The sequence below is a fragment of the Curtobacterium flaccumfaciens UCD-AKU genome (genome assembly GCF_000349565.1).
Taxonomy (GTDB): Bacteria; Actinomycetota; Actinomycetes; order Actinomycetales; family Microbacteriaceae; genus Curtobacterium; species Curtobacterium poinsettiae.
On sequence record NZ_KB714620.1, the window covers coordinates 204,467 to 228,463 of the forward strand.

Consider the following 23,997-nt stretch of genomic DNA (forward strand, 5'->3'; position numbering starts at 1 on the left):
TGAAGGGAACACCATGGCAGAGCACGACGACGAGACGCTGAACTCGTCCTCGGCTGTCGAGAAGCACGGCACGACCACCTCCCCCGGGATCGCGGTCCTCCCCGTCGACCCGTTCGAGAACCCGGGCGAGCCGCCGCACCGTCCGCGTCGCACCGACGTCGACCCGAAGAAGCAGCGTCTGGCCGAGCGCCAGGTCGCCGCCTACTTCTACCTGTCGATCGTCGGAAGCGTCCTGTCGATCGCCGCGTACATCGCCTTCCCGATCGACCCGAGCGACTTCGGGACGGTCCGCACCGCGAACCTCTTCCTTGGCCTGTCGATCGCCCTCGCGCTCCTCGCCCTCGGTCTCGGTGCCGTCTACTGGTCGAAGTCGCTCGTCGTCGACCGTGAGATCACGGAGCTCCGCCACGGCACCCGCGGCACCGACGAGACCCGCGCCAAGGCGGTCGAGGCGTTCCAGCTCGCCGACAAGGAGTCGGGCTTCAGCCGTCGCAAGCTGATCCGCAACTCGATGATCGGTGCTCTGGCCGCGTTCCCGCTCCCCGGCATCGTCCTGGTCCGTGACCTCGCTCCGGCCGAGGACCCGAACGAGCTGCTCCGTCACACCTTCTGGAAGCAGGGCCTGCGCCTGACGAAGGACCCGACGGGTCTTCCGATCAAGGCCTCCGACGTCACCATCGGTTCGGTGTTCCACGTCATCCCCGAGGGCATGCTCGAGTCCGAGCACATGCTCGAGGAGAAGGCGAAGGCCTCCGTCCTCCTGATGCGTCTCGACCCGAAGGACCTCAACCCGTCCAAGGGCCACGAGAACTGGGGCTACGACGGCATCGTCGCGTACTCCAAGATCTGCACCCACGTCGGGTGCCCTGTCGCGCTCTACGAACAGCAGACGCACCACCTGCTGTGCCCGTGCCACCAGTCCACCTTCGATGTCTCGAACAACTGCGAGGTCATCTTCGGTCCGGCAGCACGCCCCCTCCCCCAACTTCCTATCGCGATCGACGACGACGGCTACCTGGTTGCCCAGAGCGACTTCCACGAGCCGGTCGGACCGTCCTTCTGGGAGCGTGAACGCTGATGACCAGCACCACCACCACCGCACCGAACACGTCGACGAACAAGCCGGCACCGGAGCGCGGATCCCGCATCATCGGCGGGGTCTCGAACTACATCGACGAGCGCACCAGCATCTCGGGCCTCGTCAAGGAAGTCGGCCGGAAGATCTTCCCGGACCACTGGAGCTTCATGCTCGGCGAGGTGGCGCTGTACAGCTTCGTCGTCGTGCTGCTCTCCGGGACCTTCCTGACGTTCTTCTTCCAGGCGTCCATGACCGAGGTCATCTACAACGGCTCGTACGTCCCGCTCAAGGGTGTTGCGATGTCGACGGCGCTGCAGTCCACGCTCGACATCTCGTTCGACATCCGTGGCGGGCTCTTCGTCCGTCAGGTCCACCACTGGGCAGCCCTGCTGTTCGTGGCGTCGATCATGCTGCACATGGCCCGCGTGTTCTTCACCGGTGCCTTCCGCAAGCCGCGTGAGCTCAACTGGGTCTTCGGCTTCCTGCTCTGGGTCCTCGCCATGGCCGAGGGCTTCACCGGATACTCGCTCCCCGACGACCTGCTCTCCGGAAACGGCCTGCGGATCATCGTCGGCATGATCGAGGGTGTCCCGGTCATCGGCGTGTGGATCGCCTACCTGCTCTTCGGTGGCGAGTTCCCGGGTACCGACATCGTCGGCCGCCTGTACACGCTGCACATCCTGCTGCTGCCGGCGATCCTCGTCGCGGTGCTCGGTGTCCACCTCGTGCTCGTCGTGATCAACAAGCACACCCAGTTCGCCGGTCCGGGCAAGACCAACGAGAACGTCGTCGGCGTCCCGATCCTCCCGGCGTTCGCCGCGAAGGCCGGTGGCTTCTTCTTCATCGTCGCGGGCATCCTGGCCCTCATCGCGTCGCTGTTCACGATCAACCCGATCTGGAACTACGGCCCGTACGACCCCTCCCCGGTGTCCGCCGGTACCCAGCCCGACTGGTACATCGGCTTCGCCGACGGCGCGCTGCGTCTGGTGCCGCCGCACTGGGAGGTCGTGTGGTTCGGCTACACGGTGTCGTTCAACATCCTGGCGCCGATCGCGGTCCTGGTGCTGCTCATCCTGGCGATCCTGCTCTACCCCTTCATCGAGGCGTGGGTCACGGGCGACAAGCGTGAGCACCACATCCTCGATCGTCCGCGCAACGCTCCGACGCGCACCGCGTTCGGTGCCGCTGGCATCACGCTCTACGCGAGCCTCTGGGCAGCAGCCTCGTCGGACATCATCGCGACGCACTTCCTGGTGTCGATCGAACACGTGATCCATGTCATCCAGGCGACGACGGTCCTCGGTCCGTTCATCGCCTTCTGGATCACCAAGCGTGTCTGCCTCGCCCTCCAGAAGAAGGACCGCGAGATCGTCCTGCACGGGTACGAGTCGGGCCGCATCGTCCGACTCCCCCACGGTGAGTACATCGAGGTGCACGAGCAGCTCGACGAGTACGAGCGGTGGAAGCTCCTGCAGTTCAACGAGTACAAGCCGCTGATGATCCGCCCGAACGCCAAGGGCAAGATCACGGGTCTGCAGAAGGTCCGCGCCGGCGTCTCCCGCTTCTTCTTCGAGGACCGCATCGAGCCGGTCTCGAAGGCCGAGCTCGAGGCAGCGCACGCCGCGCACCACGGCCCGAACCTCGAGGGTGGCCACCAGGCTCCTCAGATCGGCGCCGGGGATCACTGATCCGAGGCACACGAAGCAACCCCCGTCACCAAGTGGCGGGGGTTTCTTCGTGCACAGGGCAACACGCCGCCCCCAGTTCACGGCTGGTTCACCGTCACGTGCTGGACTCGTCCAGGACGGTGTGGCAACGTGTTGCACCACGCATCCGCCAACGGAATGAGACCCCGATGGACAGCCGGACGGCCGAACACCCCAGGCCGAACCACTTCCTCCTCCACCTCAGCGACACGCACCTCGTATCCGGGGATCGTGATCTCTACGGCGATGTCGACTCCGCCGCGCGGCTCACGCAGATCGTCGCGGACATCGAAGCCTCGGGCACGCGTCCCGAAGCGATCGTCGTCACCGGCGACGTCGCCGACAAGGGCGAGCCGGGTGCGTACGCCCGCGTCCGCGCGATCCTGGAGCCGGCGGCCGAGCGCATCGGTGCGCAGGTGATCTGGGCGATGGGCAACCACGACGAGCGCGGCGCCTTCCGCCAGGAGCTCTTCGGCCTGCAGCCCACCGACCGCCCGGTCGACTTCGTGTACGACGTCAACGGTCTCCGTGTGATCACCCTCGACACGAGTGTGCCCGGTCACCACCACGGCGAGGTCTCCCCCGAGCAGCTCGACTGGCTCGCCGAGGTCCTGTCCGAGGCGGCACCGCACGGCACCATCCTGGCGATGCACCACCCGCCCGTGCCGAGCGTGCAGGACCTCACCGTCCTCGTCGAACTGCGCGACCAGCAGGCCCTGGCCGAGGTCGTCGAGGGCAGTGACGTCCTCGCCATCATCGCCGGGCACCTGCACTACTCGACCAGCGCCGTGTTCGCCGGCATCCCGGTGTCCGTCGCCAGTGCGACCTGCTACACGCAGGACCTCACGGAGTACCAGGGCGGCACCCGCGGCCGGGACGGCGCGCAGTCGTTCAACCTCGTGCACGTGTACGGCCACAACGTCGTCCACTCCGTCGTGCCGATCGGGCACTACGCCACCGTCGGGCAGCCCGTCTCCGCTCTCGAGACCGAGGCGAAGCTCGCGGCACACGGCGTGACGATCCCCGCAGCCGTGGAGCCCGCACCGGTCACCTCGAGCATCCCGGTCTTCACGCTCGACTCGGTGCCCGTCTCCCCCGTGCACCGGTAGCACTCCGCACTTCGCGTGCAGAAGAGGTCGGGTCCGTCACGCGGACCCGACCTCTTCTGCTCACGAAGCGTGGGTGGGCGTGGGCGGTCATGACTCCCCGCGGGTGGTGCGTCGCGTGGTCACGTTCCGTCGTCTGGCGGCCCGGCAAGCGACGGGTCGTGACCGGTGGGCGGGCGGCCGACGGGGTCTCCTGACCGCGCGCGGGCACGCACGTCCGGACGGCACGCCGGACGGACTGGAGGCCCGTGGCGGGCGCGCCACGGGCCTCCAGGCTCGCGGGTGGTCGCGACCCACCGCACGTGGTGCGTCGCGTGGTCACGTTCCGTCGCGTGGTGGTCTCGCAAGCGACGGTTCGTGACCGCTGGGCGGGCGGCCGACGGGGTGTCCCGACCGCGCGCCACGGACGGGCTGGAGGCCCGTGGCGGGCGCGCCACGGGCCTCCAGGCTCGCGGGATGGTCGCGACCCACCGCACGTGGTGCGTCGCGTGGTCACGTTCCGTCGGCTGCCAACGGCGAGGCCGACGGCTAGTGACCAGTCGGCGCGCAGGTCGCGGGGTGTCGTGACCGGTCGGCGTGCGGCTGCGGCCGACACTCGTGGCCGGGTGTTCCGGCGCCGGGCTCGCAGGCTCGCCTGGAGCGCCCCAGCAGGCCGCTGGCGCGTCCTACGCGCACCGTGGGACCGGGCTCGCAGGCTCGCCCGGAGCGCCCCAGCAGGCCGCTGGCGCGTCCTACGCGCTGGGGCGCTCCCACGGCGCGGGGAACGGGAAGTACCGCTCCAGGAAGTCCGTCACGCGCTGCGTGCGCTCCTCGTCGCTGACCTCCGGGAAGCTGCCGTCGTTGAGGCAGAAGAAGTCCACGTTCCGCTTCTTCAGCAGGTCGTCGAGGGCCTTGAGTCCGGAGACCATGGTCGTGTCGATGTACCCGACGGAGGAGTTCTCCTGGATGATCGCCCGGCCGGTGAGCAGCGAGTAGTAGTGGTAGAGCGAGTTCGTCACCGAGATGTTGTCGGCGGCGCGGAAGCGTGACGCTGCAGTGGCCGCGAACTCGTCGGCGAACTCGTGCTCCATCTCGGTCATGATCGACGCACGCAGGGGCGTCGGCGCGTGCTCGAGGTGGCGGGTCGTCACCGCGCCGAAGCGTTGCTGCAGGAGCCCGCGGTTGACCCGGGCGGAGTTCTCGAAGCCGCTGCGTGCCGGGTTGTTGGAACCGAGGCCGATCCGGGTCGACGCGAGGATGAACTTCGTGACCGACCCCGGGCTGTAGAACACCGAGGGGTCGACCAGCCGGCCGAAGAACATGTCGTCGTTCGAGTAGATGAAGTGCTCGCTGATGCCCGGGATGTGGTGCAGCTGCGACTCGACGGCCTGCGAGTTGTGCGTCGGCAGCACGGACGGGTCGGCGAAGAACTCCTCGCTGCGGACGATCCGGACCTTCGGGTGGTCGGCGAGCCAGTGCGGCGCAGGCGAGTCCGTGGCGATGTAGATCTGGCGGATCCACGGCGCGAAGGTGTGGACCGAGCGCAGCGCGTACTTCAGTTCGTCGATCTGGCGGAAGCGGGCCGGAGCGTCATCGCCCTCGCCCAGGACGGCGTTCGACTGTGCGGCCTGGCGGGCGCGCTGGTACTCGATGGCGTTGCCGTCGACCCACGAGAAGACGATGTCGATCGGGAACCGGATGTCCGAGACGTGGTCGTCGAACATGTGCTCGACGGTGCGCCAGGTGCGGCCGTAGCGCTCGATGTCGACGAGGACGAACTCGTCGATCGGCAGGCTGCGACGCATCAGGGCGTTCTCGACGGGTGCGAGGACCTCGGTGTCGGTGACGCGCCAGAACTCGAGCTGGACGCTGGTCTCGGCGCCGTAGCGCAGGCGTCCGAGGGGCTCGAGGCGCGGGCGGAACACACGGAGCACGGGTTCCTCGACGGAGCCGAGTCCGTCGTCCTGCACGAGCACTGCCGGCTTGCCCGGGGGCTTCGCGTAGAACGGCTCGTTGACGGCGGCCGACATCACGGCGCTCTCGGCTCGCTGGCGGTCACGCTCGTCCAGGGCGATCACCGGACGCTGGTCGTTCCCGCGGATGAGGAGGTGGTCGACGTCAGCCGCGGTGAGTGCGTCGTCGAGGAACAGCAGGTCCTCGATCATCGACTGCTGCGGCGTGAGGTGTCCGTTGATCAGGGTCAGTCGTCCCTTGCGGACGACGACGTCGGATCGGTCGAGACCGCCGGAGGACGGTCGAGGGTTCAGCAGAGGACTCTCGGTCACCGGCTCGGTCTCGTCGTTCATCCATGCCCTTCGGGTCGTGCGGCCGGGTCCTGTACCCGACCTGCCGATCCTACCGTCCGTCGGTCTCGCGGGGCACCTTGACCACGATGCCCACCACGATGAACAGCGCGGCGGCCACCAGCTGCAGGCCCGCCCACACCTGCCCCGGGATCGGCACCGTGACGAGCGGGTTCCAGCAGACCGCGACGGCGACCATGAGCAGCGCGGCCCACCAGACCTTCCCCCGCATCGTGAAGACGAGCACGATCAACGCGAGGACGGTGACGCCCCAGCGGGCGAAGACGAACCCCGACGAGTCCACGATGGCGACGCACGCCAGGAGCACGATCGCAGCGATCAACCCGGGCGCCAGCGCCGGCCGGGTGAACGGCGGCGTCTCGCGTGCGCGGGCGGCCGGTGCGGCGGCCGCGGGTCGCGAGGATCCCGCGGGCACGCCGTGTTGCGACGACCCCACCGGGGGCCGCCCCTTGCGTGCGGCCATCAGTCCGAGTCGCCGTCGATGGTGATCGCCTGGATCGACCGCGACATCGGCGGCAGCTCACGGACCCGCTCGAGGGCCGGCACGAGTTCACCGACGAACGCGCGGTAGCCGTCCTCGGTCAGGTGCAGGCCGTCCTCGGTGAAGCGGGCGTCCAGGTGGTCGCCGTCTGCCAGGGCGGGCCAGGCGTCGAGGTACTGGGCGTGGCAGGTGGCGACGAACTGGCGCAGGTGCCGGTTCGCCTGCTCGATCTTCGCGGCGTACTCGGACTGCCGCGGCAGGATCGAGACGAGCAGCAGGCGGACACCCGGCAGTTCACGGCGGAGCGTGACGAGCGCGGTCTCGACGTTGCGGACCACGTGCTCGGCGCTGGCGCGGTGGCCGCCGAAGTCGTTCGTGCCGATGAGCAGCACGATCACCTCGGGCTGCTCGGCGACGACGGCGTCGAGGCGCGTCAGCACGCCGTCGGTCGTGTCGCCACCGATGCCCTGGTTCAGCGTGTGCTCGTCGGGGAGCCAGGTATCCCAGTCGCCCTGTTCGGTGATGCTGTCCCCCAGGAAGAGGACGGGGCTGCGGTCGTCGGTCATGCTGCCTCCTCGTGCGCCGGCTCGGGGGTCCCGGTCTGCTGCGTCCGGTTGCGCTGCGTGGACTCGGTCTGGTCGGACTCCCGCTCGGCGGCGGCGGTGATGCGCTCGACCATACCGGGGAAGATGATGCCGTGGAACGGCAGGATGCCGTACCAGTACAGGCGTCCGGCGAGTCCCTGCGGGAAGTAGATCGCCCGCTGGCGGTAGTCGCTGCCGCCTTCGGGGTTCGGCGTGACGGTCATCTCGAGCCACGCGCGGCCCGGCGACTTGAACTCGGCACGGAGCCGCAGGTACCGGCCGCGCTCGAGCCGTTCGACGCGCCACCAGTCGAGCGCGTCACCCTGCTCGAGGCGCTGTTGGTCGCGACGGCCACGGTTCAGTCCGACGCCACCGGCGATCTTGTCCATCCAGCCGCGGGCGACCCAGGCGAGCGGGAACGAGTACCAGCCGTTGTCGCCACCGATCGACTCGACGACACGCCAGACGTCCGCGGCGGAGGCACTCGAGTGCCGCTTCCGGTCGTCGACGTAGACGGTGTGGCCGGCCCAGTCGGGGTCGTTCGGCATCGGGTCGGCGGAGGCGCTGGAGAGCGTCGCGCTCCGCCAGCTGGTCTGCACCTGGCCGGTGCGCATCTTGTTGAGCGCGAGGCGGACGGCCCGACGGTACGAGGTGAGCCCGCCCTCGGGCTTCGGTACGACGTCGTCGATGTCGTGCTCGCGCTGGACGCACTCGAACTGCAGCGACTCGATGATGGGCGTCGCGAGCTTGCGCGGGATCGGGGTGACGACGTTGAACCAGTGCGCGGCGAGCCGCGGGGTGAGCACCGGCAGCACGGTGATCGGGCGCTGCGGCAGCTTCGCCTCGACCGCGTAGCCGTTCAGCATCTGGCCGTACCGCAGGACGTCGGGGCCACCGATGTCGAAGGTGCGGTTGACGTCGGCGGGGACGTCCAGGGCGGCCACCAGGTAGTAGAGGACGTCGCGCACCGCGATCGGCTGGATGCGGTTGCGGACCCAGCGCGGCGCAGGCATCCACGGCAGGACGTCGGTGAGGTGCCGGATCATCTCGAACGAGGTGCTGCCCGAGCCGATCACGACGCCGGCCTGGTACGCCACGGTGGGCACACCGGAGCCGAGGAGGATCTCCCCCACCTCCTTGCGGCTGCGGAGGTGCTTGGACAGCTCGCCGTCGGGGTGCAGCCCGCCCAGGTAGACGAACCGGCTGACCCCCGCCGTCTTCGCCTCGTGCGCCATGGTCTCGGCGGCCTCGTGTTCGGCCGACTCGAAGTCGCCGTCGGCGCCCATCGCGTGGGCCAGGTAGTAGACCGCCTCGACCCCGTCGACGGCGGCGCGGACCGCGTCGGCGTCCTGGAGGTCGCCTTCCGCGACGTCCACGTCGCTGCTCCACGGGACGTCCTGGAGCTTCCGGGGGTTGCGCACGAACACCCGGACGGAGTGGCCGGCTTCGAGGAGACGAGGGACGAGACGACCACCGATGTACCCGGTGGCGCCGGTGACGAGGACCTGCATGCCCTGCACGCTACGCGGCACGCCTGACGGGTAGGCTTGCCGGGTGGACAACGCAGCCTTCCCCGTCACCGCCGATGCCGTCCGCGGCCTCATCGACCACGCGATCCTGAAGCCCGAACTCACCCGCGCGGACGTCGACGCCCAGCTCGACGAAGCCGCCGCCCACCGCGTCTTCAGCGTCTGTGTCCGTCCGAGCGACGTCGCGCACGCCGTCGAGCGCCTGACGGGCACCGGCGTCGGTGTCGGCACCGTGATCGGGTTCCCGCACGGCACCACGTCGACCGCGGCGAAGGTCGCCGAGTCGCTGCAGGCCCTGGCCGACGGCGCCTTCGAGCTGGACATGGTGCAGAACATCGGCGCCGCGAAGTCGGGCGACTGGCAACGCGTCGAGCAGGACGTCCGCGCGGTCGTCGACGCCGCCGGGGACACCGTCGTCAAGGTGATCCTCGAGACCGCCTTCCTGACCGACGACGAGATCGTCGCTGCCTCGCGTGCGGCGCAGACCGCCGGTGCCGCGTTCGTGAAGACCTCGACCGGGTTCGCCGGCGGCGGCGCGACCGCCGAGCACATCGCCCTGATGCGCCGCACGGTCGGTGCCGACACCGGCGTGAAGGCCTCCGGCGGCGTCCGCGGCCTCGACACCCTGCTCGAGATGGTCGAGGCGGGCGCGAACCGCATCGGCACGAGCGCCTCGGCCCGCATCCTCGACGAGGTCGCGCACCGCGCCGAGACGGGCGCCGCGTCGGCGATCGGCGACGACACGACGTCCTACTGAGCGGACACGGCTGAGCCCACCCCGCTGAGTCCATCCCACCCAGCCCGACCCACCACGACCAGGCCGGCGCCCACCGGACGCGACGACGCGTCGGTGACGCGCACCGGGCCTCCAGACCGCCGCATCGGAGCGCGCATGTCCAGCACCGCACCCCAGTCCCCCGCCCTCGCCCTGGCCGTCGACCTCGGCGGCACGAAGGTCGAGGCCGCGCTCGTCACCGACCAGGGGGTCGTGCTGCCCGCGACGCGGTTCCGCAGCCCCACGGGGCCGCAGCGCACCTCGGACGAGCTGCAGGCCGCCGTCGACGAGGTCGTCACGGCCGCCCTCGGCGCACTGCCCGCGGACACGACGCTCGTCGGCGTCGGCGTCGGCTCCGCCGGCCCGGTCGACGAGGAACACGGTCTGGTCTCGCCGCTCAACATGCCCGTGTGGCGGGGCCACCCGCTGCGCGACCGGATCGCGGCCCTCGTGCCGGAGAACGTGCCGGTGACGCTCCGCATGGACGGCCTGGCGATCACGCTCGCCGAGCACTGGGTCGGGGCTGCCCAAGGCTCCGACCACGTGATGGGCATGATCGTCTCCACCGGTGTCGGCGGCGGGCTCATCCTGCACGGCCGCACGGTCAGCGGCCCGACGGGGAACGCCGGGCACATCGGCCACGTCGAGTGTGGCGGCTACGACGACCCCTGCGCCTGCGGCGGGACCGGCTGCCTCGAGGCGATCGCCAGCGGCCCCAAGACCGTGGCCTGGGCTCGTCGGCAGGGCTTCGCGGGCACCACCGGCGAAGAGCTCTCGGCCGCGTACGCCGCCGGCGACGACATCGCGGTCGCCGCGGTCAAGCGCAGCGGCCGAGCCCTGGGCCAGGCCATCGCCGCCGCCACCAGCCTGGTCGACCTCGAGGTCGTCGCGATCGGTGGCGGGTTCTCGCACGTCACGCCCGACCTGTTCGAGTACGCCCGGCAGGCCGTGGCGGAGCGTGTCGAGTTCGGCTTCGTCACGAAGGTGCGGATCGTGCCGACGGGACTGTCGCAGGACGGCCCGCTCATCGGCGCCGCGGCGCTCGTCCACCGCGCCGACGTCCTGCGCTGAGCGCGCACGCGCCGCGTCGCGGCCTCCCGGCAGGCTGCCGTCAGGTGGCAGCGTCGTCGACGCGCTTCGCGCTCGTGACGTGACCGGTGACCGCCTGGAGGCGCGGTGCGGGCCCGCCACGGGCCTCCCGGCCGGTCCGGGGCTTGTCCACAGGCCTGTCGGTCGCGACCGCAGGTCGGGCAGGATGTGCGGGTGCCCCGCCCGCGACTGCTGACCAGTGACGACTGGCCGGAACCCGAACTGCGGGCGGCGGTCCTGGCCGGCGAACTGGTCGCGGTCGGGCCGTGCTGGGCCTCCCCTGCCGAACCGCAGACGCCGTCGTTGCGTGCCGCCGCGGCTGCCTGGGTGCTGCGCGACGCACGCTTGATCGCCTGCACGCTGACCGCCGCGTGGATCTGGGGTGCGGTGTCCCGTCCGCCGGCGCCGCTCGAGGCGTGCATCCCGCCGCATGTCCGCGTGCACGTCGGCCCGGAGGTGCGCCTGCGCGAGGTCCGGATCGACGTCGACGACACCGCCGTCCTGGCGCGGCTCCGGGTCGCACTGCCGGCGCGGACCGCGATCGACCTGCTGCGGATGCCGGGGCCGACTGCGGGTGCGTTCGGGGCCGCTGAAGCGTCGGCCGTCCACGGGTTGCTCGCGATCGGAGCGGTGAGCGCCGCCGAGCTGCGGACACGCCTGACGGCTCTTGGCACGATCCCCATGGTGCGACAGGCCGAGCGGCGGTTGCGTGCGGTGCAGGACGGTGCCGGGGGTGCTGGGGGTGCTGTCCGGTAGTGCTTGTGGGTGGGGTCGTCGGTGGCGGGTGCAGGTGGTCAGGACACTCCGCTCACGTCCGCCGAGTGGTCACGATCCGTCGGTTGGCAGGGCCGCAATCGACGGTTCGTGACCGGTGGACGGTGCCCGCGCGACGAGTCGTGACCGGTCCGCGGGCAGGAGGCGCCGGCCGGGGCTGCCGCGGGCCTCCGGTCCGGCGGGTGCGAGCGGTCAGGACACCCCGCTCACGTCCGCCGAGTGGTCACGGACTGTCGGGTGGCGGGGCCGCAGTCGACGGTTCGTGACCTGTCGACGGTGCCCGCGCGACGAGTCGTGACCTGTCCGCGGGCGGGAGGCGCGGGCCGGAGCCGTCACGCGCCTCCGGTCCGGCGCGTGCGAGCGGTCAGGACACCCCGCTCACGTCCGCCGAGTGGTCACGATCTGTCGGTTGGCAGGGCCGCAATCGACGAGCCGTGACCGACCGAGAAACGGACCGGGAGGCGCGGGGCCCTGCTCCGGTACTAGCCGGCGCTGACGCGGTAGACGTCGTAGACGGCGTCGATGCGACGCACTGCGTTGAGCACACGGTCGAGGTGGATGGTGTCCCCCATCTCGAACACGAACCGGCTGAGCGCCAGGCGGTCGGACGAGGTCGACACCGTCGCGGACAGTATGTTCACGTGGTGATCCGTCAGCACTCGGGTGACGTCGCTGAGCAGGCCAGACCGATCGAGCGCCTCGATCTGGATCTGCACCAGGAACACCGACTTCGACGACGGGGCCCACTCGACCTCGATCATCCGGTCGGGCTCATTCATGAGCGACTTCACGTTGGTGCACGACGACTGGTGCACGGAGACGCCCTGGCCACGGGTGATGAAGCCCACGATCTGGTCGCCCGGCACCGGGGTGCAGCACTTCGCGAGCTTGACGAGGATGTCGGGCGCCCCGCGGACCAGCACGCCGCTGTCGCTGGTGCGCAGCTGGCGACTGGTGACCTGGCGGGGGAACGCGAGTTCGGGTTCGTCGGCCTCGGTCTCGGTCTGGACGTTCCCGAGGACCTTCTCGATCACCGACTGGGTCGAGACGTGGCCCTCGCCGATGGCGGCGTACAGCGCGGAGACGTCCTCGTAGCGCATCGACGAGGCGACCTCGGCGATGCTGTCCTGGCTCATGATGCGCTGGAGCGGCAGGTTCTGCTTGCGCATCGCACGCGCGATGGCGTCGCGGCCCTGCTCGATCGCCTCTTCGCGGCGCTCCTTGGTGAACCACTGCTTGATCTTGTTGCGCGCGCGGGGGCTGCGGACGAACTGCAGCCAGTCCTGCGAGGGGCCGGAGTCGGGGTTCTTCGACGTGAAGATCTCGACCACGTCACCGCTGGAGAGCTGGCTCTCGAGCGGGACCAGGCGACCGTTGACCTTCGCACCCATCGTGCGGTGGCCGATCTCGGTGTGGACGGCGTAGGCGAAGTCGACCGGGGTGGCTCCGGCGGGCAGACCGATGACCTTGCCCTGCGGCGTGAAGACGTACGTCTCCTTGGCGCCGATCTCGTACCGGAGCGAATCGAGGAACTCGCCCGGATCGCTGGTCTCTGCCTGCCAGTCGGTGATGTGGGCGAGCCACGCCATGTCCTGGTCGTCCGTCGTGGACGAGGTGCCGGCGTCACGGCCGGCAGCGCGCTGCTTGTACTTCCAGTGGGCGGCGACACCGAACTCGGCACGCTGGTGCATCTCGTGCGTGCGGATCTGGATCTCGACCGCACGGCCCTGTGGTCCGAGCACCGTGGTGTGCAGCGACTGGTACAGGTTGAACTTGGGGGTCGCGATGTAGTCCTTGAAGCGACCGGGCAGCGGGGTCCACCGCGCGTGCACCGAGCCGAGCATGGCGTAACAGTCGCGGACGGTGGGCACGAGGACGCGGATGCCGACGAGGTCGTAGATCTCGTCGAACTCACGACCCCGCACGATCATCTTCTGGTAGATCGAGTAGTACTGCTTCGGCCGACCCATCACGTCACCGCGGACCTTGGCGGCCTTCAGGTCCTTCTTGAGGGTGCCGATGACGTTCTGGACGAACTGCTCGCGCTTCGGTTGGCGTTCCTTGACCAGGCTGTCGATCTCGACGTAGAGCTTCGGGTGCAGGACCGCGAACGACAGGTCCTCGAGCTCGAGCTTGATCATCTGGATGCCGAGCCGGTGCGCGAGGGGCGCGTAGATCTCGAGCGTCTCCTTCGCCTTGCGCGTGGCAGACGCGGACTCGACGAAGCCCCAGGTGCGGGCGTTGTGCAGGCGGTCGGCGAGCTTGATGACGAGGACTCGGATGTCCTTCGACATCGCGATGACCATCTTGCGGACGGTCTCGGCCTGTGCGCTGTCGCCGTACTTGACCTTGTCGAGCTTGGTGACGCCGTCGACGAGCATCGCGATCTCGTCGCCGAAGTCCACCCGCAGCTGGTCGAGCTGGTAGTCGGTGTCCTCGACGGTGTCGTGCAGGAGCGCTGCAGCGATGGTGATCGTCCCGATGCCGAGGTCGGCCAGGATCTGCGCGACCGCGACGGGGTGCGTGATGTACGGCTCACCGGACTTGCGCTTCTGCCCGTCGTGCGCGCGCTCGGCGACCGAGTAGGCGCGCTCGATGAGGGTCACGTCGGCCTTGGGGTGGTGCGACCGGACCGTGCGGATCAGGGTGTCCACCGCACCGGCCGGCTGCGCGCGCGAGAACAGGCGTGGCAGCAGTGAGCGGAGGGAACCGAGGTTGCCGGTGGTGTTCGGACCGATCGGGCTCGCGGGCTGCGGGGCGGAGCCCGGGCGGCTCGGCGCGGACGGCTCTTCGCGGGTGTCCGTCATGATGCGCCTCCCAGGACTCGGTCCGAGAGCTCGATCCGAGCTCGATCCGACAAGACTACGCGTCCCCGGTCAGTGCCCGTGACGAGGTTCGCCCTGGGCGTCGCGCTCCACCGGTGCCCCCGCCTGCTCCCAGGCGAGCATGCCGCCGGACAGGTTGACGGCCGGGACACCCGACTGCTCGAGCGCCGCGACGATGCGCGAGGACCGGCCGCCGGAGTGGCAGACGATGATGGCCGGCTGGTCGCCGCCGTCGATCTCCTGCCAGCGGTCCACGAACTCGGACATCGGCACGAGCGTGGCCTGCGGAGCGTGGACCTCGTCCCACTCCCCCTGCTCACGCACGTCGTAGAGCCGGGCCCCGGCGTCGATGCGGCGCTGGGCCTCGGCGACGTCGATCTGCTGGATCTCGATGGGCATCAGGCGTTCGCCTCTGCCGCGTCGACCTCGCGCCGGCGCTTCTCGGCCGCCGCGGTCTTCTTGGCGTCGGACTCCTTGATCTTCGGCTCGTTCTCGCGCAGCTGCGCGTACATCGGCGACGCGATGAAGATCGTCGAGTAGGTGCCGACGATGATGCCGATGAACAGTGCGAGCGAGATGTCACGCAGGGTGCCGGCGCCGAGCACGTACGACCCGATGAAGAGGATCGCCGCCACCGGCAGCAGTGCCACGACCGAGGTGTTGATCGATCGGACGAGCGTCTGGTTGACCGCGAGGTTGACCGACTGCTTGAAGGTGCGGATCGACTCCTGCGCGGTGTTCTCGCGCACCTTGTCGAAGACCACCACGGTGTCGTAGAGCGAGTACCCGAGGATCGTCAGGAAGCCGATCACCGCCGCGGGCGTGACCTCGAGCCCGACGATGCCGTACACGCCCGCCGTGATGAGCAGGTCGTGCACCAGCGCCGCCATCGCAGAGAGTGACATCTTCCAGGTGCGGAAGTACAGCGTCATGAAGACCGCGGCGAGGGCCAGGAAGATCACCAGACCACGGATGGCCTGCGCGAGGACGTCGGCACCCCACGTCGCGCCGATGAAGGTCGCGGCGACCTGGCGCTCCGGGACGTCGTAGGCCTTGGCCAGGGCGTCCTGCACGTCGGTCGTCTGGGCGTCGGTGAGCTGCCCGGTCTGCACGCGGATGCCGTGCGTGCCGAGCTGCGAGACACGAGGGATGGTGTCGGCGACGACGCTCTCGACCGTGTCGGTCGCGATGCTCTGGTCGAGCGACTTGACGTCGGAGATCGTGAACTCCGAGCCGCCGGTGAACTCGATGCCGAGCTGGTACCCGCCACGCAGCCACGGCGTGACGAGCGAGATCACGATCATCGCCAGGGCGATGAGGTACCAGGTCTTCCGGCGCCCGATGATGTCGTACGACCGCTTCCCCGTGTAGAGGTCGCTGCCGAACTGGCTGAAGCTGGCCATCAGTCGTCCTTCCCGTCCGGCGTCGAGCCGTTGTCGCCGGAGGCCTGCTGGGCCTTCCGCTCCGCGATCGTCTGTCGGCGCTGCGCCTCACCGGCACTGCGCTGGCGCTTGCCGTCCACGACGGGTGCGCGGAACTGCGCACGCCCCCGGTAGACGGCACCGAGTGCTGCCGGGTCGAGCCCGCTGAACCGGTGGCCGTCCCCGAAGAACCGGGTCCGGGCGATGAGCTGCATCATCGGGTGGGTGAAGAGTGCGACCACCACGATGTCGATGAGGGTCGTGAGCAGCAGCGTGAACGCGAAGCCCTTCACGTCGGCGACCGCGAGCACGTACAGGGTGACGGCGGCGAGGAAGTTCACCGCGTCGGACGCCAGGATCGTGCGCAGCGCGCGCTTCCAGCCGGACTCGACCGCGCTCTCGAGGGCACGGCCGTCACGGAGTTCGTCACGGATGCGCTCGAAGTAGACGATGAACGAGTCCGCCGTGATGCCGATCGCGACGATCAGGCCCGCCACACCTGCCAACGACAGGCGGTAGTCGACGCGCCACGACATGATCGCGATCACGAGGTACGTGATCACGGCGGCGATCCCGAGCGACAGCACGGTGACGAACGCCAGGGCGCGGTACTGGATCACGGAGTAGATGATCACGAGGATCAGGCCGATCAGACCGGCGACGAGGCCACCGATGAGCTGCGCGGTACCGAGTGTCGCCGAGATGTTCTCGTTCGACTGCACCTGGAAGTTGATCGGCAGCGCACCGTACTTGAGCTGGTCGGCGAGGGTCTTGGCGGACTCGGCGGTGAAGTTGCCGCTGATCTGCGCCTTGCCGTTCGTGATCGCGGAGTTCGTCGTCGGTGCGGTGATGACCGAACCGTCGAGCACGATCGCGAACTGGTTCTGCGGCTGCTGGAGCGAGACGAGACGGTTGGTGACCGTGCGGAAGTCCTTCGAGCCCTCACCGTTGAAGGTCAGGTTGACGGCCCACTGGCCGGTCGACGTGCCCTGCGAGTCGGTGGCGAGCCCCGAGGTGGCGTTGCTGATGTCGGCGCCGGACACCTCGACCGGGCCGAGGATGTACTTGCCGGCGCCGTCCTGGTCGCAGGTGACCAGGGGCTCGTCGTCGGGCGCGGTGGTGACGTCGCCCGGTGCTGCGCAGTTGTAGTTGGTGTACAGGTCCTGCAGCTTCGGCGTGACCCAGTTCAGGTCGCTCGCGTTCGTGGGCTTCGCGCTGGGCGTCGCCGCGAGCGAGGCGGGCGGCGAGTACGGCGTCGGCGATGCGGTGCCCTTGCCGTCGTCACCGACAGCGGAGTTGGTCGCAGCCTCGGTGTACAGGACGGGCCGGAACGTCAGCTTGGCCGCGGCCTCGATGCGGTCGATGGTGGCCTTGTCGGGGCGACCCGGGATCGAGACGACGATGTTGTTCGCGCCCTGCGTGTTGATCTCTGACTCGGAGACACCGGTGGCGTCGATGCGCTGGCGGATGATGTTCACCGCCTGCTGCAGCTGCTGCGAGGTGACGGAGTCGCCCTCGGTGTTCTGCGCCGCGAGGGTCAGCTGCGTGCCGCCCTGCAGGTCCAGAGCCAGCTCGGGTACCCAGCTCGCGCCCTGGTACCACTTGTCGGTGTCGTCCTTCGAAGAGCCGGCGAGGATCGACGCGGCGGTGTTCAGGCCGGCGAGGATCGCCATCAGGATCACCAACCAGGTGAGCGAGCGCAGCGCCTTCTTGACGGGTGTCGATCGTGCCACCGGTCGTCTCGTCTTTCTGTTCAGGACCGTCGGCACACCGTGCGACGGCAAGAGGAAGCCGCCGGATCAGACGACCCGGCGGCCGAGGGCGTCAGTCGTCGGACTTGCGCTTCGTGGCGTCGGTCTCGTCGGCACGCTCGCCGTAGACCGGCTCACCGTTGAGTTCGGCCACGGGCTTCGGCTCGTCCTCGGTGGTCGTGGTGGTCTCGACGTCGGAAGCGTTGTCGTCGACGACGCGCGACAGGGTCTGACGGTGCACGGTGACGATGGTCCCCGGTGCGATCTCGACGTCAGCGGTGACCTTCTCCTCGTTCACGGAGAGGAGCGTGCCGTACAGGCCGAAGGACAGCATGACCTTGGCGCCGGGGACCATCTTGTCCACGAGCTCGGCCTGCTGCTTCTTGCGCTTGCGGCTGTTGTAGAACATGAAGGCTGCGAACGCCACGACGATGACGATGAGGATGACTTCTTGACCCATGATGCGTTGCCTTCTCTGGTTGCTCGGTTTCGGGCCGTAGCAGTCTAGGGCACGCCGGTGTCCGTGGCATGTCACTCGACTGATCGGCGTTCAGTCGTCGGTGTCCGGGTCGTCGAAGAGCCCCGGCTGCCCGCCGTCGGCCTGCCCCGGGGTGAGGCCGAGGTGCCGCCAGGCACGTGGTGTGGCGATGCGCCCACGGGGCGTGCGGGTCACGAGACCGACCCGGACCAGGAACGGTTCGACGACCGACTCGATCGTCTCGGACTCCTCGCCGACGGAGACGGCGAGGGTGTTCAGACCGACCGGTCCGCCGTCGAACCGGGTCAGCATGGTCTCGACCACGGCGCGGTCGAGCCGGTCGAGCCCGAGTTCGTCGACGTCGTACAGGTCGAGGGCGCCCTGGACCGCCGCCATGCCGTCGGTGGTGCGGTGCACGAGCGCGTAGTCGCGCACCCGCCGGAGCAGGCGGTTCGCGATGCGCGGGGTGCCGCGGGAACGCCCGGCGATCTCGCGCAGGGCGGTCCGGTCGATGTCGAGCTCGAGCAGGTGCGCCGCGCGGATCAGGACCTGTTCGAGCTCGTCCTTCTCGTAGAACTCCAGGTGGGCGGTGAACCCGAAGCGGTCCCGCAGCGGGTTCGGCAGCAGGCCGGCCCGGGTGGTGGCCCCGACGAGCGTGAAGGGCGCGAGGTCGAGCGGGATGCTCGTGGCACCCGCGCCCTTGCCCACCATCACGTCGATGCGGAAGTCCTCCATCGCCAGGTAGAGCATCTCTTCTGCCGAGCGGGCCATCCGGTGAATCTCGTCGATGAACAGGACCTCGCCGGGGACGAGCGACGAGAGCACGGCCGCCAGGTCACCGGCGTGCTGGATCGCCGGGCCGCTCGACATCCGCAGCGGGCGCCCCGTCTCGTGCGCGACGATCATCGCGAGCGTGGTCTTGCCGAGGCCGGGAGGACCCGCCATCAGGATGTGGTCGGGCGTGCGCTCCTGCATGCCGGCGGCCTTGAGGAGCAGGTCGAGTTGCCCGCGGACCTTGCGCTGCCCGACGAACTCGTCGAGCGAGCGCGGACGGAGCGCGCCTTCGAACGCGAGTTCCTCCTGCGACTCGGCACCGGCGGACGTGATGCCGCTCATCGGCCGGCTGCCGCGGGTCGCAGGGCGCCGAGTGCGGCGCGGAGCAGCGCCTGGGTGCCCATCGCGGCGGCGCCTGGCTCGTTGGCGACGGCGTCGTCGACGGCGGCCTGTGCAGCGTCTTCACGCCAGCCGAGGCCGATGAGCGCCGAGACGACGTCGACCGCTGCGGGGTGCACTGCGGTCCCTCGCGCCGCGGCGACGACGGCGGCCTGTTCGAAGGCCACGAGCTTGCCGGAGAGCGCGACGATGATGAGCTTGGCGGTCTTCGGGCCGATGCCGGAGACCTTGCGGAACGCGCCGTCGTCCTCGTTCGCGACGGCGTTCGCGATCTGCGCCGGGTCCATGTGGGCCAGGACGCCCATCGCGGACTTCGGGCCGACGCCGGACACCCCGCGGAGCAGGTCGAACACCTGCAACGCGTCGGTCGACTCGAAGCCGAAGAGCAGGTGCTCGTCTTCGCGCACGATCATCGCGGTCCGCACGAACACCTCGGACCCGTGGCGCATGGTCAGTGCGTGCGCAGGTGTCACGGTGACGGCGTACCCGACTCCCCCGACCTCGACCACCACGGCCGAGCCGGCGATGTCGATGCAGGTGCCCCGGAGACTCGCGATCATGCTCCGAGCCTAGGGCCGCCCACCGACGACGCGGACCTGCCACGCTGCGGGCGGGCCGCGGCTGCGGCCGCGCGGGCGAGCGGCGAGTCGGTGGTGCCGCCCTGGGCGTCCCGCCATGCACGCTGTGCCGGGGTGAGGTTCGTGGCACGCGAGCCGGCGGCGTCGGGTGATCCGAGCCTCCAGGCATGGCACACGGCCAACGCGAGCGCATCGGCGGCGTCGGCCGGCTTCGGGGCCTCGTCGAGTCCGAGCACGCGCGCGATCATCGTCTGGACCTGCCGCTTGTCGGCGTTGCCGTAGCCGGTGACGGCGGCCTTGACCTCGGACGGGGTGTGCAGCCCGACGGGCAGGCCGCGGGCCGCCGCGGCGTGCAGCGCCAGGCCGGCCGCCTGCGCGGTGCCCATCACCGTGCGGACGTTCGCCTGCGCGAACACCCGCTCGACCGCGACCGCGTCGGGGTGGTGCTCGTCGATCTCGGCGGCGATGCCGTCCGCGATCCGGAGCAGCCGCTGCTCGAGCGGCATGTCCGGCGGGGTGCGCACGACCGTCACGTGGACGAGTCGTGCGCGCCGGTTCGGTGCGACCTCGACGACGCCGACGCCGCACCGGGTGAGCCCGGGGTCCACCCCGAGCACACGGAGCACGGCTACTCGCCCTCGTCCTCGTCGAGCTCGGCCTGGACGTCCGCGGGGATGTCGAAGTTCGAGTAGACGTTCTGCACGTCGTCCGAGTCCTCGAGCGCGTCGATCAGACGGAACACCTTGCGGGCGGTCTCGGCGTCGACCGGGACCTTCAGCCCGGGCACGAACTCGGCGTCGGCGGAGTCGTAGTCGATCCCGGCGTCCTGCAGCGCCGTGCGGGCTGCGACCAGGTCGCTCGCCTCGGTGATGATCTCGAAGCCACCGCCCTGGTCGATGACGTCCTCGACACCGGCGTCCAGCACCGCGGTCATCACGGTGTCCTCGTCCAGGCCGTCGGTCTTCGTGACCGAGATGACTCCCTTGCGCGAGAAGTTGTAGGCGACGCTGCCCGGGTCGGCCATGGTGCCGCCGTTGCGCGACATCGCGGTCCGGACCTCGGCCGCCGCACGGTTCTTGTTGTCCGTGAGGCACTCGATCAGCATCGCGACGCCGTTCGGGCCGTAGCCCTCGTACATGATCGTCGTGTACTCGATGGTCTCGCCCGTGAGACCCGCACCGCGCTTGACGGCGCGGTCGATGTTGTCGTTGGGGACCGAGGTCTTCTTCGCCTTCTGCACGGCGTCGACCAGGGTCGGGTTGCCGGACATGTCGGCACCGCCCATCTTCGCGGCGACCTCGATGTTCTTGATCAGCTTGGCGAACGACTTGGCACGGCGCTGGTCGATGACGGCCTTCTTGTGCTTGGTCGTTGCCCACTTGGAATGCCCGGACACGGTTCTCCTTGCGTATTGCGGAAAGTCCCGCTCAGTTTAGCGGCCCACGGGCCGTCCACCGGCCTGGAGGCGCGGCGCGGCTCCGTCATGCCGGCGCGGATCCGGTGGGCGGTCGCGTCCACCGCCCTACGATGGTCCGGCAGGGAACGAACCACCAGGGGGACGCATGACCGATCCGTTGTCCGCACTCGCCGCGGCCGTCACCGCGCTGCCCGAGGACCGCGCGCTGCGCCTGCGGTACGCCGAACTGCTCGCCGACGCCGGGCGGCACGGCGAGGCGATCGAGCAGGCGGGCACCGTGCTGCAGCAGGCACCGGACGACGAGCAGGCCGCCGGGATCGTGCGGGCGTCCGCCCTCGCCGCCGCGGCCTCACCAGTTGTCGGTCAGGAGAGCCCCGGCGAGGACGGGAGCGGCGAGGACGGCGGGGGCGAGGACGGCAGCGGCGAGCCGACGGCGGCCCCGGCGACGCCGACGCACGGCGACGGGATCGACTGGTCGGCGCTGGAGCGGTCGATCGCCGACCCGACCGAAGCGCCGTTCCTCGAGCGGGCGGTGACCGAGGACGGCGAGACGGTCGTAGCCGTGCCCGAGGACGCCGACCCCGTGGTCGAGGTCCGGCGCGAGACCGTCCGACTCGCCGACGTCGGTGGACTCGAGGCCGTGAAGCGCCGGATCGACGAGTCCTTCCTGCAGCCGATGGCGCACCCGGAGATCGCGGCCGCGTTCGGCAAGCAGCTCCGCGGGGGCCTGCTCCTGTACGGGCCGCCCGGGTGCGGCAAGACGTTCCTGGCCCGCGCGATCGCCGGCGAGCTCGGTGCGCACTTCCTGTCCGTGACGCTGACGGACGTGCTCGACAAGTTCATCGGCGAGAGCGAGAAGAACGTGCACCGCGTCTTCCGTGAGGCACGGCGCCACGCCCCCGCGGTGCTGTTCTTCGACGAGATGGACGCGATCGGCGGGAAGCGCAGCGGCAACACGTCGTCGTCGTTCCGGAACGTGGTGAACCAGCTCCTCGTCGAGATGGACGGCGTCGACTCGCAGAACGACGGCGTCTACGTGCTCGCCGCGACGAACCACCCGTGGGACGTCGACGCCGCGCTGAAGCGCCCCGGCCGGTTCGACCGGATGGTCCTGGTCCGCCCACCGGACCAGGACGCCCGCGAGGCGATCCTCCGAGGACACCTGCAGAAGCGCCCGATCGAGGGCATCGACCTCCAGGACCTCGTCCGACGGACCCGTGGGTTCTCCGGCGCCGACCTCGAGCACCTCGTCACGACCGCTGCCGAGAAGGCGATGACCGACTCGATCCGGTCCGGTGCCGTGCGACCGGTGCGGATGCCCGACCTGCGCGACGCCCTCAAGGAGGTCAAGCCCTCCATCGGCCCCTGGGTGCAGGCCGCCCGGAACGTGGCCGAGTACTCGAACAGCAGCGGCGAGTACGACGACATGGCCGAGTGGTTGCGCGAGGAGCGCGAGCTCTGATGGTGGACGCCGTCGACGTCGTCGTCGAACGCGCGGACGCCCTGCTCGGGTTCGGGCGTCCCGACGAGGCCAGGACGGTGCTCACGGCGGCGGTCGCCGACGCACCGGACGACGTGCGGCTCTGGGCGAGCCTCGCCCGAGCCGAACGGGCGCGGCACGACCATGCGTCCAGCCGGGTCGCGGCGGAACGCGCGCTGGCGATCGACCCCGAGCACGCCGGCGCGATGTGGACCCGGATCAACGCACTCCTCGAGACCAAGGAGCGGGTCGAGGCCAAGCGCGCCGCCGACCGCCTGCTCGAACGCAGCCCCGACTGGGCGCAGGCGCACCTGCTCTGGGCCTTCGCGTACACCCGGTGGTCACGGGCCAAGCGCACCATCACCGAGGAGCAGATCTGGCCCCTCGCCGACGTGCCGCGGGCCGCGGCCGCCCTCGACCGGGCACTCGAACTGGCCCCGCACGACGCCGTTCTCCTCGCTGACGCCGCCGGTTGTTACCGTGCCCTGGCCTGGACGGACGAGACCTACCGGGCGCGGGCGACCGCTGCACTGGATCGCGCCCTCGAACTCGATCCGAACGACGAGTGGGTGATGCTCGCGGCGGGATCGGTGCTGTCTGCGCCGGGGCGGGTCGCCAACGCGGCGCAGGTGCTCGCGCAGCACCCGAGGTCGTGGGAGGCCCTCCGCCGCGTGGACCACGGGGTCTGGAACCTCGTGTCCATCCCGGTGGCGGTCGTCACCTGGCTGCTGCTCGCCTCGGTCCTCGGCGCCCACGTCGCGGGGGGCGGCGGCGCGAACGTCGTGACGAAGACGCTCGGCTGGGGCGTGACCGGAGTCGGGGCCCTCTGGGTGCTGGTGGTCGAGGTGGGCTCGTTCGTGGCGTTCCCCCGCGGCCTCCTCCGCCGGACCGTGCGCCGCATCCCGCTCGTCCCGGTCGTCCTCGTGCTGACGGCCGTCACGTGGATCGTCGGCACCGCCGTCGCGGTGGTGCTGCTCGCCGGGATCGTGCCACCGGACGGCGACGCTGCCGCCGGGCTCGTCGCGGTCCTCGCCGTCGCCCTCCTGCTCGAGTCGGCCGCGCGGAGCGCGATCACGATCGCCCTGCGGCGGACGCAGGAGCGATCGGGGCTGTGGGCCGGACCGGTCGCCGAACGGGGACGCCGCAGAGAAGACGACAGCGACCGGACCGGAGCGCTCCTCGGGGGCCTGGCCGCCCTCGCCGCCTGGCTCCACGTCGCACTGTCGGCGCCGTCCGTCGCCACCTGGGCAGCCTGGTCGGTACCGCTCCTGCTCGCCGCGCGGGTGTTCGTGTTCCGGTACTCGGCGGAGCTCCTGCGCGCGGACGACGGACGACGCCGACCGCGGGCCGTGGTGGATGCCGTGCTCGCGGGCGTGTTCGCCACCGGGGCGGTGGGCGCCGTCGGCCTGCAGGTCGCGACGGCACTCGGCGTCGTCTGACCGACGGGCA

The 23,997-nt window shown here is 70.2% G+C and carries 21 protein-coding genes; 8 read left to right on the forward strand and 13 right to left on the reverse strand.

All coding sequences use genetic code 11. The features are described from left to right. The first annotated feature begins 13 nt into the window (after positions 1-13). From H489_RS29245 to H489_RS29255, 3 genes are all read left to right on the forward strand, one after another. The gene (locus H489_RS29245; protein ID WP_017887338.1) at positions 14-1,078 is read left to right on the forward strand and encodes a ubiquinol-cytochrome c reductase iron-sulfur subunit; all 1,065 of its coding nucleotides are present in this window, start codon (positions 14-16) and stop codon (positions 1,076-1,078) included. Beyond that, entirely contained in the window at positions 1,078-2,766 is a 1,689-nt protein-coding gene (locus H489_RS29250; protein ID WP_017887339.1) for a cytochrome b, read from the forward strand. The genes H489_RS29245 and H489_RS29250 overlap by 1 nt, the downstream gene beginning before the upstream one ends. Before the next feature lie 167 nt (positions 2,767-2,933). Further along, entirely contained in the window at positions 2,934-3,893 is a 960-nt protein-coding gene (locus H489_RS29255) for a phosphodiesterase (protein ID WP_017887340.1), read from the forward strand. Between the two features lie 728 nt (positions 3,894-4,621). Here H489_RS29255 and H489_RS29260 read toward each other — a convergent pair. From H489_RS29260 to H489_RS29275, 4 genes are read right to left on the reverse strand one after another with little or no spacing between them, the layout of a single operon-like run. Beyond that, positions 4,622-6,175, reverse strand: a complete 1,554-nt coding sequence (locus H489_RS29260; protein WP_017887341.1) for a stealth conserved region 3 domain-containing protein — start codon at positions 6,173-6,175, stop codon at positions 4,622-4,624. Between the two features lie 49 nt (positions 6,176-6,224). Then, positions 6,225-6,608, reverse strand: a complete 384-nt coding sequence (locus tag H489_RS29265; protein ID WP_152427267.1) for a DUF6804 family protein — start codon at positions 6,606-6,608, stop codon at positions 6,225-6,227. A gap of 47 nt (positions 6,609-6,655) precedes the next feature. Then, positions 6,656-7,240 (reverse strand): GDSL-type esterase/lipase family protein, encoded by a 585-nt coding sequence (locus tag H489_RS29270; RefSeq protein WP_017887343.1) that lies wholly within the window; start codon positions 7,238-7,240, stop codon positions 6,656-6,658. Then, on the reverse strand, positions 7,237-8,769 hold the full coding sequence (locus H489_RS29275; protein WP_031259825.1) for an SDR family oxidoreductase: 1,533 nt from the start codon (positions 8,767-8,769) through the stop codon (positions 7,237-7,239). Before H489_RS29275 ends, H489_RS29270 begins: the two co-directional genes overlap by 4 nt. Positions 8,770-8,812: 43 nt before the next feature. Here H489_RS29275 and deoC point away from each other — a divergent pair, with 43 nt between their 5' ends. The 3 genes from deoC (at position 8,813) to H489_RS29290 (ending at position 11,407) form a co-directional block, all read left to right on the forward strand. Next, a complete protein-coding gene (gene deoC / locus H489_RS29280) occupies positions 8,813-9,544 on the forward strand; it encodes a deoxyribose-phosphate aldolase (RefSeq protein WP_017887345.1) in 732 nt (243 codons plus the stop codon). A 135-nt stretch (positions 9,545-9,679) separates the two neighbouring features. Next, on the forward strand, positions 9,680-10,633 hold the full coding sequence (locus tag H489_RS29285) for an ROK family protein (RefSeq protein ID WP_017887346.1): 954 nt from the start codon (positions 9,680-9,682) through the stop codon (positions 10,631-10,633). Between the two features lie 192 nt (positions 10,634-10,825). After that, complete coding sequence (locus H489_RS29290; RefSeq protein ID WP_017887348.1) at positions 10,826-11,407, forward strand: hypothetical protein; 582 nt, start codon at positions 10,826-10,828, stop codon at positions 11,405-11,407. Positions 11,408-11,907: 500 nt separating this feature from the next. Here H489_RS29290 and H489_RS29295 read toward each other — a convergent pair whose 3' ends face one another. The 9 genes from H489_RS29295 to H489_RS29335 all read right to left on the reverse strand — a co-directional run bounded on the left by H489_RS29295 (position 11,908) and on the right by H489_RS29335 (position 21,047). Then, positions 11,908-14,232 (reverse strand): RelA/SpoT family protein, encoded by a 2,325-nt coding sequence (locus H489_RS29295; RefSeq protein WP_017887349.1) that lies wholly within the window; start codon positions 14,230-14,232, stop codon positions 11,908-11,910. 69 nt (positions 14,233-14,301) lie between these two features. After that, positions 14,302-14,649, reverse strand: a complete 348-nt coding sequence (locus H489_RS29300) for a rhodanese-like domain-containing protein (RefSeq protein WP_017887350.1) — start codon at positions 14,647-14,649, stop codon at positions 14,302-14,304. Continuing rightward, complete coding sequence (gene secF, locus H489_RS29305) at positions 14,649-15,653, reverse strand: protein translocase subunit SecF (RefSeq protein ID WP_017887351.1); 1,005 nt, start codon at positions 15,651-15,653, stop codon at positions 14,649-14,651. The genes H489_RS29300 and secF overlap by 1 nt, the downstream gene beginning before the upstream one ends. After that, positions 15,653-17,404 carry a protein translocase subunit SecD gene (gene secD, locus H489_RS29310; RefSeq protein WP_017887352.1) on the reverse strand — a complete coding sequence of 584 codons (1,752 nt, stop codon included), beginning with the start codon at positions 17,402-17,404 and terminating at the stop codon, positions 15,653-15,655. Before secD ends, secF begins: the two co-directional genes overlap by 1 nt. 91 nt (positions 17,405-17,495) lie before the next feature. Next, on the reverse strand, positions 17,496-17,882 hold the full coding sequence (locus H489_RS29315) for a preprotein translocase subunit YajC (RefSeq protein ID WP_017887353.1): 387 nt from the start codon (positions 17,880-17,882) through the stop codon (positions 17,496-17,498). Between the two features lie 90 nt (positions 17,883-17,972). Continuing rightward, on the reverse strand, positions 17,973-19,016 hold the full coding sequence (ruvB, locus tag H489_RS29320) for a Holliday junction branch migration DNA helicase RuvB (protein WP_017887354.1): 1,044 nt from the start codon (positions 19,014-19,016) through the stop codon (positions 17,973-17,975). Next, entirely contained in the window at positions 19,013-19,633 is a 621-nt protein-coding gene (gene ruvA, locus H489_RS29325; protein WP_017887355.1) for a Holliday junction branch migration protein RuvA, read from the reverse strand. Before ruvA ends, ruvB begins: the two co-directional genes overlap by 4 nt. Further along, positions 19,630-20,277, reverse strand: a complete 648-nt coding sequence (ruvC, locus tag H489_RS29330; RefSeq protein ID WP_017887356.1) for a crossover junction endodeoxyribonuclease RuvC — start codon at positions 20,275-20,277, stop codon at positions 19,630-19,632. Before ruvC ends, ruvA begins: the two co-directional genes overlap by 4 nt. Positions 20,278-20,279: 2 nt before the next feature. Continuing rightward, complete coding sequence (locus H489_RS29335) at positions 20,280-21,047, reverse strand: YebC/PmpR family DNA-binding transcriptional regulator (protein ID WP_017887357.1); 768 nt, start codon at positions 21,045-21,047, stop codon at positions 20,280-20,282. A gap of 166 nt (positions 21,048-21,213) precedes the next feature. On the opposite strand from H489_RS29335, the gene H489_RS29340 reads away from it, so the two are divergent. Together H489_RS29340 and H489_RS29345 are read left to right on the forward strand one after the other, a co-directional pair. Next, positions 21,214-22,530 carry an AAA family ATPase gene (locus tag H489_RS29340; protein ID WP_017887358.1) on the forward strand — a complete coding sequence of 439 codons (1,317 nt, stop codon included), beginning with the start codon at positions 21,214-21,216 and terminating at the stop codon, positions 22,528-22,530. Then, the gene (locus H489_RS29345; RefSeq protein ID WP_017887359.1) at positions 22,530-23,987 is read left to right on the forward strand and encodes a tetratricopeptide repeat protein; all 1,458 of its coding nucleotides are present in this window, start codon (positions 22,530-22,532) and stop codon (positions 23,985-23,987) included. Before H489_RS29340 ends, H489_RS29345 begins: the two co-directional genes overlap by 1 nt. The last annotated feature ends 10 nt before the right edge of the window (positions 23,988-23,997 follow it).